The organism is Indolivaga capnocytophagoides DSM 22835, from assembly GCF_000426485.1.
Classification (GTDB): domain Bacteria; phylum Bacteroidota; class Bacteroidia; order Bacteroidales; family Dysgonomonadaceae; genus Dysgonomonas_A; species Dysgonomonas_A capnocytophagoides.
The window spans coordinates 36326-54506 of record NZ_AUFL01000014.1 but is presented as its reverse complement, the minus strand read 5'-3'; the positions used below and the strand labels follow the sequence as shown (position 1 = coordinate 54506).

Genomic DNA, 18181 nt, shown 5'->3' with positions numbered 1-18181 from the left:
TATGAAAAAACAGATCTTTTTTTATTCGATCATTCTATTGGTCATTGTCGCTTGCGGACAGAAAAAGGCTCCGGATGCAGCGACTGAGCCCAATACAAAAATGATCATATCGGGAGAAGAATGGCTCGATACCGATGGGAACCGAATCAACGCACACGGAGGTGGCATTCTATACCATGATGGTACTTACTATTGGTACGGAGAATACAAAGGCGATTCGACATACTGGAATCCGAAAGTTCCGAGCTGGGAATGCTACAGGACAGAGGCCGGAGGCGTTTCTTGCTACTCTTCAAAAGACCTTACCAACTGGAAATTCGAAGGAGTTGTACTTAAGCCCGACACAACCGATATCAATTCGGAACTCCATCCATCAAATGTTCTTGAAAGGCCTAAAGTAATATATAACGAAAAGACCAAAAAGTTCGTTATGTGGCTTCATGTCGATTCTCATGATTATGCTAAAGCAGCCGCCGGAGTAGCCATATCGGATTCTCCTTCGGGGAATTTCGAGTATCTCGGATCGATGCGTCCTAACGGACAAATGAGTAGGGATATGACCCTATTCAAGGACGATGACGGTAAGGCGTATCACATATATTCTTCGGAAGAAAACAAGACGTTATACATAAGCCTTCTTACAGACGACTATCTTAAACCTGCAGGACAATTCACCCGTAATTTTATAGATCAGTCCAGAGAAGCTCCGGCAGTATTTAAACATCAAGGAAAGTACTATATCCTGTCATCGGGTTGTACCGGCTGGGACCCGAATCAGGCTGAATACGCTGTCGCAGATTCAATGCTTGGAGAATGGACAGTGAAAGGTAATCCCTGCTCCGGTAAAGATGCCGACATTACATTCTATGGTCAAAGCACCAATGTCTTAAAAATCGAAGGTAAAGAAAATGCCTATATCGCGATGTTCGACAAATGGAATAAAACAGACCTGATAAACTCCCGTTATATATGGCTGCCTCTCCATTTCAAAGAGAACGGAGAGATCGATATTCCTTGGCAGACAGAATGGAATATAGCAACAGCTTTTAAATAAAAATGCAGTGAAAGCAGAGCCATTTAAGAAAATCTTAGATGGCTCTTTTCTTTTTTAATCATAATCTGAATCTTATAGTCATAAGCATCAAAGATAAAAATCGGATGAAAACCACTATCTTTGGCAGCAAAGAATGATTGGACTATTGAAGAGCTGCGATTATGAAAAGATTTTCACCTGTAATTTTATTACTTCTCATATCCTTTGTATCTCAGGCTCATACCACCTCCGATACAATATACAGTACCCTATATAAACTGATAGAAAAGAAGGGAATATATGTGCAGCAAAAGAAAGATAAGATATCACGTGTCAAATCGATGCTGGCAGTACCCGATATAAGCGATAGCCAGCGTTACGATATCAACCACCAACTGTACGATGAATATAAGACCTTCATCTCCGATTCGGCTATCTTCTATACCGAGCAAAACCTTAAAATCGCAAGGAAAAGAAACGATATCACCCGGATAAACGAGTCTAAACTCGATCTTATCTCTCTGTATATATTTTCGAGCATGTATATAGAATCGAAAGACAGCCTGAAGTCTATCGATAAAAAAACTTTGCCTGATTGGTTATTAGTTAAATATTACGATTGCTATAAATTGTTATATAGCAATTACTCACAAAATAATCCTTATACACGGTCTTATAAAGCAACTAGTGATCTATACCGAGATTCACTGCTTAATATTCTGGATAAAAAATCCAACCACTATAAAATTGTATACGCCGAAAAGCTATATGACCAGCAAAAGCTGAACGAATCTAAACAAATGCTGCAAACCATGCTCAATCAGACCAAAACTGATACCCACGAGAAAGCAGTATTGGCTTATGCTCTGGCAAATATCTATATGAAGGAAGGAAATACCGACTTACAAAAGAGATATTATGCCATATCGGCAATATGCGATATAAAAAACTCAATCAAAGAAAATGCCTCAATGCAAGCTCTGGCAACTGTTCTGTATGAAACAGGCGATATAGAACGGGCATATGACTGCATACGCTCATCAATGGAAGACGCTATGTTTTCGAATGCACGATTCAGGGCATACGAAGCTTCTCAGATATTCCCGATCATCGACTTGGCATACAAGGAAAAGATAAATGGGAAGAACTCCGAATTACGGTCATATCTCATGCTGGCATGTATCTTATCGTTCTTTCTGGTCTTAGCTATTGTATACACTTACAGGCAAATGAAAAGGGTTGCCCGTATCAGGAAAGAATTATATCGTACAAACGTAAAGCTGAACGAACTAAACGATGAGCTACAAGGGACAAACAGCCAGTTACATATTGTAAATAAAGAATTATCGGAAGCTAACACCAATTTATCCGAAGCAAACCAGATAAAGGAAGCTTATATAGGACATTTTCTCGATTTGTGTTCAACATACATCAACAAATTGGAAAAGTATCAGAACACCTTAAACAAAAAGGCCGTGGAAAAAAAGCTGGATGAATTATACAAGATGCTAAAATCCAGCGACATGATTAACAATGAGTTGAAAGAACTTTATGAGAATTTCGATAATATCTTCTTACATTTGTATCCAAACTTTGTCGAAGAATTCAATTCGCTACTCCTCGATGAAGAAAAATTTGTTTTGAAACCCAATGAGTTACTCAACGTAGAATTACGTATATTTGCTCTTATCCGTCTGGGTATCACCGATAGTTCAAAAATAGCCAGTTTCCTCCATTATTCCGCAAATACAATTTACAGCTATCGCACCAGAGTAAGAAATAAGGCTGCAGTACCTCGTGACGATTTCGAAAACAGGGTAATGAAAATAAGCTCCGTTAAGAAAAAATAACAGATACTCAATCTATATTTTTCGCAGTAAAAAAATAAATAATCACTTATATATAAGATGATTAATCCTATCATGTATCTATATTTTGTCAATGTGAATTTTATTTAAATACATGTCTCTCATATTTTTGTTTTGAAGAGGATATAGTCTTTTTTCAGTCAGAACCACTATTAGTTATTGTATGTTTTAAAATACGGATAAAAATTGGCTGTATATCTTCAGTAACCATTCCCGGTTATTTTATTTACCTAAATAATAAATAGGTCTGTGACCTTAATCAAGTTAAACCATGAAACAAATTCAAAAAAGTAGATGGGATTATTTCAGGAAAGCATTTATGCTTATGCTGGTCTTAACCTTATCATCATCGATGTTTGCTCAAAAAAAGATAACAGGAATTGTTGTCGATGAGAAAGGAGAAAGTGTAATCGGAGCATCGGTTTCCGAAAAAGGCACAACTTCGGGCACAGCAACAGATATAGACGGAAAGTTTTCGCTGGAAGTAAAGGATGGTGCTGTTATCGTTGTTTCTTATCTGGGGTTCTTAACTCAGGAAATTATCGTAAATGACCGATCTGATTTCCATATTATTATGAAAGATAACACCGAAATGCTAAACGAAGTTGTAGTAGTCGGCTACGGTGTTATGAGAAAGAAAGACCTAACCGGGTCTCTTGCGTCTGTGGGTGCAAAATCACTTAAAGACAAGCCTGTGGCAAATATCGGAGAGGCCCTTCAAGGACAGGCTGCCGGAGTACAGGTCGTTAATGCCGGAGCACCGGGCAGCAATGTTAGCATACGTATACGAGGACTTGGTTCTATCAACAGCACCGACCCACTACTGGTAATAGATGGTGTACCTACTGATATGCCGCTGAACGCTTTAAACCAAAACGATGTAGAAACAATTGATATACTAAAAGATGCCTCCGCTACCGCTATCTATGGGTCGCGTGGAGCAAACGGTGTTGTTCTGATTACGACTAAAAAAGGAAAAAGCGGAGACGGTATTATATCTGTCAGTGCAAACTGGGGCATACAAGATGCAACAAGTGTTCCGAAAATGTTGAATGCTTCGCAATTCGCATCACTGCATAATGACATGATGGCTAATAACAACCGGACTCAACGCCCCGATTTTGAAGATCCGACCTCATGGGGAAAAGGAACAGACTGGACTGATGCTTTGCTTCGTACAGCCGCAATGCAAAATTATTCTGTTTCTTATTCGGGAGGAACAGACAAAAGTAATTATTACGTATCGGGAAGTGTATTCGATCAGAATGGTATTGTAATAAATACATCTTACCGCCGTTATACTCTTCAGTTCAATAACGAATCGAAAGTCCGCCCGTGGCTGAAATTCGGAAACAATGTAACTCTAAGCCACGATACAAAGAAGAATGGAGATTACAGTATATTAAATACATTAGCATCTCTGCCTACTCAATCGATATACAACGAAGACGGCACGTATTCGGGACCCGGAACCGAAGCTCAATATTACGGAGACCTTCGCAACCCGATCGGAACCGCACGCCTAAATAATACAACGACCAAGGGCTATAATGTTTTAGGAAATCTATATGGAGAAGCCTCTCTGTTCGATAAGGTTACCTATAAAATGACCGGAGGTATTGATTTCAAATTCTGGGATGAAAATAATTTCACTCCGAAATACGATTGGCAGCCGATTCCGGTTGTAAATTCTTACCGCAGCGAACAGTCAAACAAAAGCTTAACTTATTTATGGGACAATACCCTTACCTATATGGATACATTCAACGAGAAACACAATCTGAATGTAATGATAGGATCCAGTGCCCAGAATAACACATATAACTATTCGAAAGCAAGCATTCAGGGTTTTCTTTCGGACAGTAATAATCAATTGAACAATGGATTACTTGATCCGACTGTCGGAGGCAGCAAAAACGAATGGGCATTACTTTCGTTCTTCGGACGCGTAAACTATTCATTTAATGACAAATATCTACTAACTGCAACGGTTCGCCGTGACGGAACTTCACGTATCACTAAGGCAAATCGATGGGGTACATTCCCTTCATTCTCTGGTGCATGGAGATTATCGGAAGAATCTTTTTACAAAAGGAACAATATATTGAGCGATATTAAAATCCGTATGGGATATGGTGTTACAGGTAATCAGGGAGTTTTGGATAACTATGCAGCTGTTACCCGTCTCAAAACATCTCAGTATGTATTTAACGGAACACCCGTATCTACATTATATCCATTGGTGATGCCTAATCCCGATATAAAATGGGAAACGGTGAAACAAGGCAATATCGGTTTTGATGCTTCATTATTCAAACAACGCATCAATGTTACGTTTGATGCTTATGTCAAAAACACAACCGATATGCTTGTAAGTATGGTAGTGCCGATCACAACCGGATATTCGGATATCTACACTCCTATGATCAACGCAGGAAAGGTTCGTAATACGGGATGGGAACTAACCGTTGCTTCACAGAATATAAAAGGAGATTTCGAATGGAATACCGATTTCAATATCTCTTATAATAAGAATAAGATAATCAAACTAAACAACAACGTCTCCATATACAGTGGATATCAACAACATACAGTAGGACTTCCGGTCGGTTCGTTCTATGGATGGATTACAAATGGTATCTTCCAAAATTGGAACGAAGTAAACAGTTACGCATATCAATATCAGGGAACAGATGCAGCTAATGGAACAGCTCCCGGAGATATTAAGTTTTTAGATATAAATAACGACGGAGTTGTAAACGATTACGACCGTACTTATATCGGAAATCCAACTCCTGCATGGAATTTTTCAATGACTAACAGCTTCTCGTATCGGAATTTCGATATGCAGGTATTTCTCCAAGGAGTGGCTGGTAATGATATTTATAATGCCAACCGTGTTACTCTTGAGGGAATGTATACCGTTCGCAATCAAACCAAAAAGGTTCTGAATCGCTGGACAGGAGAAGGAACAAGCAATTCTATGCCTCGTGCTATTTACAGCGACCCGAACAAAAACACACGTACTTCGACCCGATTTATAGAAGACGGATCTTATCTGAGATTGAAGAACCTTACTTTAGGGTATACCTTACCGGAATCTTTGATTAAGAAAGCTTCTATAAACAGTCTTCGTTTTTATATGTCTGCTCAGAATCTGCTGACCCTTACTAAATATTCTGGTTTTGATCCGGAAATACAAGGCGGAGTCGATAACAGTAATTATCCTCTGACCCGTACAATAAGTTTCGGAGTTGATCTTAAGTTTTAATTATTACTAAAACAGATAATACAATCATGAAAAAAATAATATATACAGGATGTCTCCTGCTGGCATGTATGTTTTCTTCTTGTTCCGATTTTTTGGATAAAGAACCTTACGAAGATCCTACAGCCGAGAATGTGAAGGATGAAGCATCGGCAATAGCCATGACCAATGCAGCATATCAACCTATGCAACGCCCCAAACTGTACAATATGCGTATGTGGGCACTTGATATTGTCGCCGGAAACAGTGAAGTCGGAGCAGGCGGCGGTGACGACGGAATAGAAACGATCCAACTGGCCAACTTTGTTACAGGTCCCGATAATTTTGCTGCTCTCGATTTGTGGCGTGGACCCAATCCCGGCATTCTCTACTGTAACACGGTATTAGAGAATGTTCCTAACATGAACATCAGCGAAAGTATCAAAAACAGATGTATCGGTGAGGCTAAATTTCTACGGGCGAGTTATTACTTTATTTTAGTTCAATTATTCGGAGATGTTCCATTAAGCCTCACTCCCACCAAACCGGGAGACGACTTGTTCCCTGAGAGAGTAAGTAAAGACCGTATCTATAACGAAGTCATCATTCCCGATCTCCTGGATGCAATAGACAAACTTCCTCGCCGCGAAGAATACAGCAGTAAAGATCTTGGTAGAGCGAGCAAAGGAGCTGCCGCGGGAATGTTAGCAAAAGTATATCTTACTATAGGTCAGTATCAAAAGAGCCTGGAAATGTGCAATATGGTCGAAAACCTTGGGTACGTTCTTAATTCTGATTACAGTGACTGCTTCGGAGGAGAAGAGAAGAACAAGAATACAGCAGAATCTTTATTCGAAATACAGTATTATGGCTTGACAAAAGCCGGTTTCTGGGACGATGAAAATCAGGCTTGCTGGTTAAGCACCTATATGGGTCCTCGCAACTCCGGATGGGTTGGCGGAGGCTATGGTTGGAATCAACCTACTCAAGAATTTGTGAACCAATACGAATCGGGAGACTTACGTAAAGATAAAACAATCCTTTACGAAGGAGGTCCCTCTTTCGATGGTAAGCAATACAAAAGCACCATGTCCTCTACAGGTTATAATGTCAGGAAATTTTTAGTTCCTACATCTGTTTCACCTGATTACAACACCAATTCGGCTAGTATTATCGTTCTTCGTTATGCCGATATATTGTTGATGAAAGCAGAAGCAGAAAATGAATTGGGCAATACGTCTGATGCCATAGAACCTCTATATCAAGTAAGAAAACGTGCCGGACTGACTAACAGAAGTGACATTGAAAACCTATCGCAGGAGGAAATGCGTGAAAAGATTAGACATGAACGCCGTATTGAATTGGCATTCGAAGGCCACCAATGGTTTGACATGATCCGTTGGGATAATGGACAATATGCTCTTAACTTTTTGCACTCAATAGGAAAAGTCAATGCCCAGAAGAAGCATTTATTATTACCTATTCCTCAAAAAGAAATAGACTCTAATCCCAATCTTAAACAAAATCCGGGTTATTAAGGTCTCTTACTTATATTAAAAACTGAATTCAAAATGAAAAATATAACTAATATACTGTTGGGAATACTTCTGACTATTCCGGCTTTATTCATCTCTTGTGATGATGACTATAAAGAAACAGATCTCGGCAATCAACCGTTGACATTATCAGCGGATAATACCTCGCTGGAACTGGATGTTACCGCTCCCCAAAGTAATGCCATTACTTTCGAATGGACACCCGGATCTAACTTCAATACAAATGCAGCTATTACATATACATTCGAACTTGGACTCGGAGGTACTGATTTCAACAAAAAAATAGAAGTTAAACTAACTCAGGGTAAAACATCTGTTTCTTATAAGACGGAAGAACTAAATGCAATAATCATCAATCAACTTGGAGCCGAAACCAATACTTCGGTTGAGTTGGAAGCCCGTGTTACAGCAAAAGTTCTTCAGGAAAATATAGATCCCCAAGTTTCAGAAGTACTAAAAGTTTCAGTTAAAACTTATAAACCCGTATCATCTACCCTTTACCTTATCGGCAGCGCAGCACCCAATGGATGGAGTGCAGATAACGCCACTAAAATGAATACCGTATCAGGAGCTGCGGGAGGTTTTGTATGGCAAGGAAAACTAAATGCCGGAGAACTGAAATTTATCACCACATTGGGCAGTTTCCTTCCATCATACAATAAGGGAAGTGATAATACTAAACTCTCTTTACGTGAATCGGATAAAGATGCAGACGATAAATTCACAATACCTGCAACTGGTATCTATAAAATTTCACTCAACATCATTAATATGGTGATTAGCATTGAGACTCTGGATGCTCCTGAATACAGCGAATTGTGGCTGGTAGGAAACCCTACAGGATGGAACTTCAAAGCAATGACTGTAGATCCATCCGATCCGTTTATCTTCCATTATAACGCTGATTTATCAGCCGGAGGTGATTTCAAAATAGCTACAGCCCAAAACTGGGATGCTGCATTTTTCCGTCCTACAGTAGATCAAACAGGAGCTGGAACTAATCTTGAAGTCAGCAAATGGGCAGGAGACCCCGACAATAAATGGAACATTGCCGGAGGGGTTTATAAGATAAAACTCGATACACGTGACATGAAAATAGATATCGTTCCGTTCACTCCATATAAACTCATCTATCTGATAGGAGACGCAGCTCCTAACGGATGGAGTATCGATAGTGCGACACCAATGACAGTTGTATCGGGTAATCCATATAAATTCACTTGGACAGGAACTCTTAACGCCGGAGAATTAAAATTTACCTGCGACAAGAAAAGTGACTGGAACGGCGATTGGTTTTTAGCCAGTGAAAACGGAAAAGAACCAACAGGCACTACCGAGCAAATGATTTTCAGTGCCGGCGGAGCAAATCCCGATAATAAATGGAAAATCTCCAGTGCGGGAACATATACTATCGAATTGGATCAGCTGCAACAAACTGTAATTATCAAAAAATAAGGTCTCAGACCTCTTTAAATAACAAGAGCAGAGGAGTCTCAGATTAAGAAACTCCTCTTTTAAAGATACAATAACATGAAAAAGACGTATTTATCCTTGGCTTTTGGTCTGGCTATACTAACCACCGGCTGTGAAGATTATTACGATACAAAAAATGATCCGGTAATATACGGAGAGACATATTTCAATGCAACACTAACAACCGACAAGGCTTGTTATCAACCGGGCGAAACCGTACAGTTTACCCTGAAAGATAAACCCTCGGGAAATCTCAAAGTCAGATATTCACACTTAGGTGAAGTTCTGAAAGAAGAAAGCCTATCGTCCGAGTCTTGGAGCTGGCAGGCTCCTGCCGATGATTACAAAGGTTACATGGTAGATATTTATGCTACTGAAGACGGAACAGAAAAGGTATATCAGAGTATAGCTGTTGACGTATCGTCGGATTGGAAGAAATTCCCTCGTTACGGATTTTTATCTTCATACGGTAAACTTTCAGACAAAACCATCATAGACAATGTGGAAGTATTAAACAGGTATCACATCAATGGTATTCAATTCTATGACTGGATGTATGATCATCAACGCCCATTAGCCGGAACAGTTGAAAATCCTGCTGAATCGTGGCTCGACCTCATCGGACGTACCAACTATCAGTCTACCGTAAAAGGTTATATTGATGCAGCTCATAACAAAGGAATGAAGGCTATGTTTTACAATCTTGCTTTCGGGGCATTGGATAATGCTGCTTCTGACGGAGTAAAAGAAGAGTGGTACTTATTCAAGGACAAAAATCATACAGAAAAAGACAACCATCCGTTAGATGCTCCTTTCCGCAGCAACATTTATTTGACCAATCCGGGTAATACCGAGTGGCAGGCATATCTGGCCGGAAGAAACAAAGATGTATACTCGGTATTTAATTTCGACGGATATCACATCGACCAGTTAGGAGACAGAGGAACAGTATATAATTACAACGGTGAAGATGTAAAACTCGATGAAACATATAAATCATTTATAGCCGCTATGAAACAGGCTAACCCGGAAAAAAGACTGGTGATGAATGCAGTCAGCCAATACGGGCAAGAGAAAAGCATCTCCAAATCGGACATAGACTTCTTATATACTGAAGTCTGGTCTGAAAGTAAAACCTACGAAGACCTTGCTCAGGTAATTATCAATAACAATTCGTATAGTAACAACGCTAAACAAACTGTTTTAGCAGCTTATATGAATTATGATAAGTCCGGAAATTCAGGATTCATAAATATGCCAGGTATATTATTGACCAATGCGGTCATATTCTCATTTGGAGGTGCCCACCTCGAATTAGGAGAACATTATCTGTCGAATGAATATTTCCCGAATTCGAACTTACAAATGAAAAGGGAGACAAAACAGAATCTGACTTATTATTACGATTTTCTGGTTGCCTATCAGAACCTGTTGCGTGATGGCGGAACTTTTTCCAGCATCAAGGTACAATCTACCGACAATAAACTGATATTCAATAACTGGCCTGCATCGCAAGGTGAAGTAGCAGTTGTTTCGAAAAGATTTACAAACAGGGATGTATTACACCTGATAAACTTTACGAATGCAAATTCGATGGAATGGCGTGATACAAATGGAAATCAAACAGCTGCAACAACCGTTTCCGGAATCGGAATCAGTATATCCTCAGGAAAAACAGTCTCTAAGGTATGGATAGCCTCTCCCGATATCAATGGAGGAGTTGCACAGAGCATAGACTTTACTCAATCGGGTAATGAAATCAATTTAACCGTGCCTTCTCTTAAATATTGGGATATGGTTGTATTGGAATACTAAACGGTATCGAAACTGATCAACTGAAAATTTTATCTATGCAATAGAATACAGTTGTAAGTATAAAACAGAACAAAAAGGGTACATCCGAAAAGTACATTCTTTCGTCACCTTTGTTACCTTTTGACGGTTAAAAGGCTGGAAAACAAATATCAGAAGAAAGTAACAAAATAGTAAGTAGAATGTTTCGGTGTTACCTTTTTTGCCTTACCTGATTGAAAATAAAGGTTGCCATCTGCAGCCTAAAAGAATAAAGATATATGATAAAAAAAATAGGTTTACTAGTTTTCGGGATAATACTTTCTTCGGCGGTTCTATTCGCCGGGGAATGTATTTCCTATACAAAGAAAGGAAATGAAGTAATATTTAATTGTAAGGACGGGGCTAAGCTGTCTTTGACAATCAATAGTAATTCGGTAGTAAAAGTATGGTTTGATCAGTCAGGTAAACTTACCCGAAAAAACCATTCTTACGCCGTGGTGAATGAGAGTCTCGAGAATGTAGGAGAAGTCAATGTTAATGAAGAACCTGCCTGCTACGAGATATTTACATCAAAATTACGCATCAGGGTTAATAAAAACCCGATGCAGTTACAGATATTCGATAAATGGCAGAAATTGGTTTTCAGTGACTTCAAAGATAAAGGGCATGTATCTGATTCTTCTGCTGTAAAAGCGTATAAAGTATTAAGAAACGACGAACAGTTCTTTGGATTAGGTGAAAAAACAGGAACGCTTAACCGCCGTGGACATTCATATAAGATGTGGAACAGCGACCGCCCTTGCTATAGCGTAACGGAAGACCCTTTAGCTAAGAGTATTCCTTTCTTTATGAGCAGCTACCGTTACGGAATATTTCTTGATAATACCTATAAGACTGAATTTAAATTCGGAACGGAATCGGACGAATATTATTCATTCGAAGCTCCCGACGGAGCATTTGTCTATTATTTCATATTCGGAAAAGACTATAAAGAAATTCAGGAACAATATATTGACCTGACCGGAAAACCGATCATGCCTCCTAAATGGGCATTGGGGCTTGCTCAATGCCGGGGGCTTTACACTAAAGAAGATCAGGCTCTACAGGTAGCTGCCGAATTCCGTAAACGCCAGATACCATGTGATATTATTTATCAGGATATCGGCTGGACTCAGAATCTGCAGGATTTTGAATGGCGAAAAGGCAACTACACCAACCCTAAAGGCATGCTTCAGAATTTAAAATCTCAAGGTTTTAAGATGATTGTATCACAAGATCCAGTTGTCTCTCAGGCAAATAAGAAGCAATGGCAGGAGGCCGATAAACTTGGATATTTCGTTAAAGACGTCCGCACAGGAAAATCTTATGATATGCCATGGCCATGGGGTGGAAATTGCGGTGTGGTCGATTTCAGCATACCCGAAGTTGCCGACTGGTGGGGAAAATATCAGCAAAAACCGATAGATGACGGAATAAGCGGCTTTTGGACTGATATGGGTGAACCTGCCTGGAGCAACGAAGAAGATGTAGACCGTCTGTTTATGAAACATCATATCGGAATGCACAATGAAGTTCATAATATCTATGGACTAACTTGGGATAAAGTTGTAAAAGAACAATTCGAGAAACATAATCCAAACCGCCGTATATTCCAGATGACAAGGTCTGCTTATGCAGGACTGCAACGATATACTTTTGGATGGACTAACGATAGCGGAAACGGAAATGATGTTCTTGAAGGATGGGGGCAACTCGAGAATCAGGTAGCTGTCGGTATCTCCGCAGGATTAGGAGGTATTCCTTTCTGGACAACCGATATTTCGGGTTACTGCGGAGATATTACCGATTACAAGGCAATGGGTGAACTGTATACCCGCTGGCTGCAATTTGGTGTATTCTGTCCTCTAAGCCGTATTCATCACGAAGGCGATAATGCTGTAGAACCCTGGATGTTTGGCGATGTGGTGGAAAAGAACAGTAAGGCTGCAATCGAACTTAAATATCAATTGTTCCCCTATCTCTATACTTATTCACGCAAAGCCCACGATACAGGATTACCTATTACCAGAGGACTGTTTATGGAATATCCGAACGATGCGGAAGCTGCTAAAATTGACAATCAATTTATATTTGGTGAAGAAATTTTGGTCGCACCTGTTCTAAAAAAGGGTGAACGGGTAAAACGCGTATATCTGCCTGATGGAGAATGGATCGACTTTAATGATAAGAAAACCGTTTATCTGGGTGGACAAACTATTGCTTACAAGGCTCCTTTAAATACAATTCCTATATTTGTAAAAAAAGGCTCTATTATACCGATGATGCCTGTAATGCAGTATATTCACGAAAATAAGGATTATCCGGTATTTGTTCATATATTTCCGAATTATGTGGACGAAAGCACTTCTTTTGAATTGTACGAGGATAATGGAGAGAATCTTGATTATCTGAAGGATATTTACTCTAAAACACAATTTATGTGTACAACTTCTGAAGACGGATATACGACAAGTATAACTCCGGACGACAAAGGGTTTATTCAATCGCAGAAAAGAAATATCGTACTGAAATATCATTTGGATAAAAAGCCTGAAACAGTAACTGTAAATGGAATTGTTATAAAAAATGTAGTAGAACAATCTATCTCGGAGACTTTGAACAAGGATATAATTTCTACCGAATGGTCATGGAATGAGGTTACGATGGAATGTTGGGTAAAAATTCCGGACCAAAGAAATAGAATCAACATACAAATAAATAATTAGTAATAACTCTTGTTCAAAGAACTATTCTAATATTACACTGATTATATGAAATATAAACTACTTATTATAATTTTTTTGTGTATAAATTCTCTTCAATATTTATCCGCTCAAGAATCACAACAAGGATGGATTATAGAAGCTAAGAATACTCAGAATTATACAGGTGCACCTACAGCCAATGGTACAATCGGGATATTGCCATGGAAAGAACCTTTTTCGATTCGCCATGTAATATTGAATCATGTATTTGACATAAGTGACGAATATGGAGTGACTCGAGTATTAAAAGGTATAAATCCATTCATATTAAAGATGAGTATAAATGGAGAACAGGTGACAGAGTCCAACATTAGTGGATGGAAACAAAGTATAAACATGAAAGAAGCCACCCACACCACGTCATTCAAAGTAGGAAAAACAGCTGAGATCGAATATACTATCTCGGCCCTAAGAAACCTTCCGTTTTCGGGCTTAATAAATATTACAGTAAACGCATTGGACAACATTTCTCTAAATATCGAAAATGAAATGGATATACCAAAGGAATATGTCGGTGCAAACCATGTATTTAAATCATTAAATGCCGGAGGAAAACAGGTCAGTATACTGCAAGTCAATGCATCATCCGAAAAGCACATGCAAAAAGTTGCTGCATCTTCTGTTTTCATCTATCCTACCGATAGATTTCAATTGGATAATAAAGAAAAAAAACAAACAAGCATTTCGGGAAATATGAAGAAAGGAGAAAAAATCTCTTTTTCTCTTGCGGGATCTATTTGTTCGACCCGCGATTTCGTAGACCCATCTAGCGAATCCGAGCGGCAGGTTATTTATATCATGCATGAAGGTATTCCCTCCATAATGGAAGCACACAAACGTCATTGGGCCGATTTATGGCAGGGAGATATAATAATAGAGGGAGACGATGAGGCTCAGAAGACTGTCCGTTTTGCATTATTCAATTTGTATGCATACTGCCGTGCCGGATCTGACCTTAGTATATCCCCCATGGGATTATCTTCGCAGGGATATAATGGCCATATATTCTGGGATTCAGAAATATGGATGTTCCCTCCAATGTTATTTCTGAATCAGGGAATAGCCGAATCAATGATCAATTATCGGATAAACAGACTTGCTGCTGCAGAACGAAAAGCAGATGCTTATGGGTATAAAGGAGCTATGTTTCCTTGGGAATCGGATGATTTTGGAGAAGAATCAACACCTATATATTCTACTACCGGACAGTTTGAACACCATATTACGGCAGATATTGCCATTGCATGCTGGAATTACTATTGTATGAATAAAGATCTGAAATGGCTGAAAGAAAAAGGCTATCCGCTAATGAAGAAAGCGGCTGATTTTTGGGTTAGCCGTGTCGAGAAAAATACAGATGGAACTTATTCTATAAAGAATGTAGTAGGAGCCGACGAATATGCAGAGGGTAAAACAGACAATGCTTTTACCAATGGTGCGGCAATAAAGGCTCTGGACTTTGCGGCTCAAGCCGCCAAAATTTGTGGAGAAGAAGCTCCTGAAGAATGGGTTGATATAAGCAAAAACATATCCATACACACATTTGAAAATGGAGTTACCAAAGAGTATATCGATTATGATGGGCAGATAATAAAACAAGCTGATGCTAACCTACTGGGTTATCCTTTAAATATTATTACAGATACTATAAGATTAAGAAAAGACTTGGAATATTACGAACATAAAGTAGACAATGTGCATGGACCTGCGATGACTTATTCTATCTTTTGTGTTCAATATGCGCATTTAGGTGATATTGATAAAGCTACCGAAATGTTTTATCGGTGTTATCAACCAAATGTACGACCACCATTTAATGTGCTTGCAGAAACCGCAACAAGCCAAAACCCATATTTTGCAACTTGTGCGGGAGGGCTACTACAAGCAGTTATTAATGGTTTTGGCGGATTAGAAGTTACCCCATCTGGTATAATACAGAAAAAATCAGTATTACCTAAACACTGGAAAAAATTATCAATAAAGGGTGTAGGAAAAGACAGAAAAACTTACACTGTGACAAATTACAAATACTAAGAGATCAATAAACTCATAAAAAACATAATATCTATTATCAAATAATATACTACACTTATTAAGTATAAACTCTAATAGGAAAATAAAAAAAATGAAAAAATTAACTCTGGCATTGTGTTATTTATTTGTTATGACAATAATAAACGCACAAGAATTAAAATCGCCAAATGGGAACTTCGAGCTCAACTTTTCGCTCAATAAGGAGGGATCACCCATTTATTCCTTGAAATATAAAGGAAAAAGTGTTATCAACCCTAGTAAGCTGGGTTTAGAACTGACAGGCAATGAAAGTGCTGAATTTGGTGCAAAGATAAAGAAGAATAAAGATCCTAAGACTTCTTTGTACGATGGTTTTAACATTAGCGATGTGAAAAATTCATCTTTTGACGAAACATGGCAACCGGTATGGGGTGAAACAAAGGATATACGGAACCATTATAATGAAATGGCTGTAACCCTGAACCAGAAATCAACAGACCGTAATATGGTTATCCGCTTCCGTTTGTTTGACGATGGTCTGGGATTTCGTTATGAATTTCCGCAACAGGACAATCTTGTTTACTTTGTGATAAAAGAAGAGCTTACCCAGTTTGCCATGACAGGAGATCATACCGCTTATTGGATTCCTGGTGACTATGATACTCAGGAGTACGACTACCATGTATCGAAACTTTCGGAAATAAGAAGTATCAATCAGCAAGGCAGATCAAGCAACCTGTCTCAAACAGGATTCTCCGAAACAGGTGTTCAGACTTCCTTACAAATGAAAACTGCTGATGGTATTTATATCAATTTACATGAGGCCGCACTTATCAACTACGGTTGTATGCATCTCGATCTGGATGACAAAACCCTCATTTTCCAATCGTGGATTACCCCTGATGCAAACGGAACCAAAGGACACTTACAAACTCCTTCTACAACACCATGGCGTACAGTTATCGTAAGTGATGATGCCTGCGAAATATTAGCATCAAATATCACTCTCAACCTGAATGATCCTTGTAAAATAGACGATACTTCATGGATCAAGCCAATGAAGTATGTGGGTGTATGGTGGGAAATGATCACCGGTAAAAGTGACTGGTCATATACAAATGACCTGAAAAGTGTTCAGCTGGGTGTTACCGACTATAGCAAAGTAAAACCTCATGGCCGACACGGAGCAACCACCGAAAACGTGAAGAAATACATAGACTTTGCAGCCTTGAATGGCTTTGACGGAGTATTGGTAGAAGGATGGAATACAGGATGGGAAGATTGGTTCGGACATTCGAAAGACTTTGTTTTTGACTACCAAACACCATACCCTGATTTCGATATCGAAGAAATACACCGATATGCCAAAAGCAAAGGCGTAAAAATGATCATGCACCATGAAACATCAGCCTCGGTACGTAACTACGAACGCTATATGGACAAAGCATATCAACTGATGAATAAATACGACTATCCGGCTGTAAAAAGCGGATACGTTGGTAATATCATTCCCCGGGGCGAGAACCATTACAGTCAATGGATCAATAATCACTATCAGTTTGCAATAGAAAAAGCTGCCGAATATAAGATAATGGTCAATGCCCACGAAGCTGTTCGCCCTACCGGAATTTGTCGTACATATCCGAATCTGATCGGGAACGAATCTGCTCGGGGAACTGAGTATCAGGCATTCGGTGGAAGTAAACCAAATCATGTGTGCGTGCTGCCTTTCACCCGTCTGATCGGAGGCCCGATGGATTATACTCCAGGTATATTCGAAATGGATATCGAGAAAATCAATCCGAACAACCATTCTCACTGTAACTCTACTATTGCCAACCAACTGGCTCTTTATGTAACTATGAGCAGCCCGCTTCAAATGGCAGCTGATCTTCCTGAAAATTACAATCGCTTTCCGGATGCATTCCAGTTTATCAAAGATGTAGCCTTGGATTGGGACAACAGCATATATCTCGAAGCTGAGCCTGCCGAATATGTTACTGTAGCCCGTAAAGCTAAAGGAACGGACAAATGGTTTGTTGGAAACACAGCGGGGTATAATACCTTCACTTCTAAAATAGGTTTTGACTTCCTTGATTCTGATAAAGAATACATTGCGACTATCTATGCCGATGCAAAAAATGCGGATTATAAGACAAATCCTCAAGCTTACACTATCCGTAAGGTAATCGTAACAAATAAATCGAAACTGACTCAATTATCTGTTCCCGGTGGAGGATATGCCATAAGCCTTGTTCCGGTAACTGACAAAAGCCAGACCAAAGGATTGAAAAAACTTTAACCCTTCAGAGAGAAAACTCTCTCATATGCAAATTGGGAAATGCTGTAATCTATACGATTGCAGCATTTTCTGCTATATTAAACCCCTCTTC

General features: G+C 39.1%; 9 protein-coding genes. All 9 read left to right on the top strand.

Annotated features, from left to right (window positions below; translation table 11 throughout):
- Position 1: 1 nt before the first annotated feature.
- The 9 genes from K322_RS18985 (at position 2) to K322_RS0108450 (ending at position 18090) form a co-directional block, all read left to right on the top strand.
- Positions 2-1054 carry a glycoside hydrolase family 43 protein gene (locus K322_RS18985; protein ID WP_035331740.1) on the top strand — a complete coding sequence of 351 codons (1053 nt, stop codon included), beginning with the start codon at positions 2-4 and terminating at the stop codon, positions 1052-1054.
- Between the two features lie 161 nt (positions 1055-1215).
- Complete coding sequence (locus tag K322_RS0108485; RefSeq protein WP_026626501.1) at positions 1216-2883, top strand: DUF6377 domain-containing protein; 1668 nt, start codon at positions 1216-1218, stop codon at positions 2881-2883.
- Between the two features lie 289 nt (positions 2884-3172).
- On the top strand, positions 3173-6172 hold the full coding sequence (locus tag K322_RS0108480; RefSeq protein ID WP_026626500.1) for a SusC/RagA family TonB-linked outer membrane protein: 3000 nt from the start codon (positions 3173-3175) through the stop codon (positions 6170-6172).
- 26 nt (positions 6173-6198) lie between these two features.
- Positions 6199-7686, top strand: coding sequence for a RagB/SusD family nutrient uptake outer membrane protein (locus K322_RS0108475; protein ID WP_026626499.1), 1488 nt, complete (start codon positions 6199-6201; stop codon positions 7684-7686).
- A gap of 33 nt (positions 7687-7719) precedes the next feature.
- Positions 7720-9159, top strand: a complete 1440-nt coding sequence (locus K322_RS0108470; protein ID WP_026626498.1) for a SusF/SusE family outer membrane protein — start codon at positions 7720-7722, stop codon at positions 9157-9159.
- 75 nt (positions 9160-9234) lie between these two features.
- A complete protein-coding gene (locus K322_RS0108465; RefSeq protein WP_026626497.1) occupies positions 9235-10992 on the top strand; it encodes an endo-dextranase in 1758 nt (585 codons plus the stop codon).
- A 257-nt stretch (positions 10993-11249) separates the two neighbouring features.
- Positions 11250-13736, top strand: a complete 2487-nt coding sequence (locus K322_RS0108460) for a glycoside hydrolase family 31 protein (protein WP_026626496.1) — start codon at positions 11250-11252, stop codon at positions 13734-13736.
- 45 nt (positions 13737-13781) lie between these two features.
- The gene (locus K322_RS0108455) at positions 13782-15809 is read left to right on the top strand and encodes a glycosyl hydrolase family 95 catalytic domain-containing protein (RefSeq protein ID WP_026626495.1); all 2028 of its coding nucleotides are present in this window, start codon (positions 13782-13784) and stop codon (positions 15807-15809) included.
- A 91-nt stretch (positions 15810-15900) separates the two neighbouring features.
- Positions 15901-18090 carry a glycoside hydrolase family 97 protein gene (locus tag K322_RS0108450; protein WP_035331738.1) on the top strand — a complete coding sequence of 730 codons (2190 nt, stop codon included), beginning with the start codon at positions 15901-15903 and terminating at the stop codon, positions 18088-18090.
- The last annotated feature ends 91 nt before the right edge of the window (positions 18091-18181 follow it).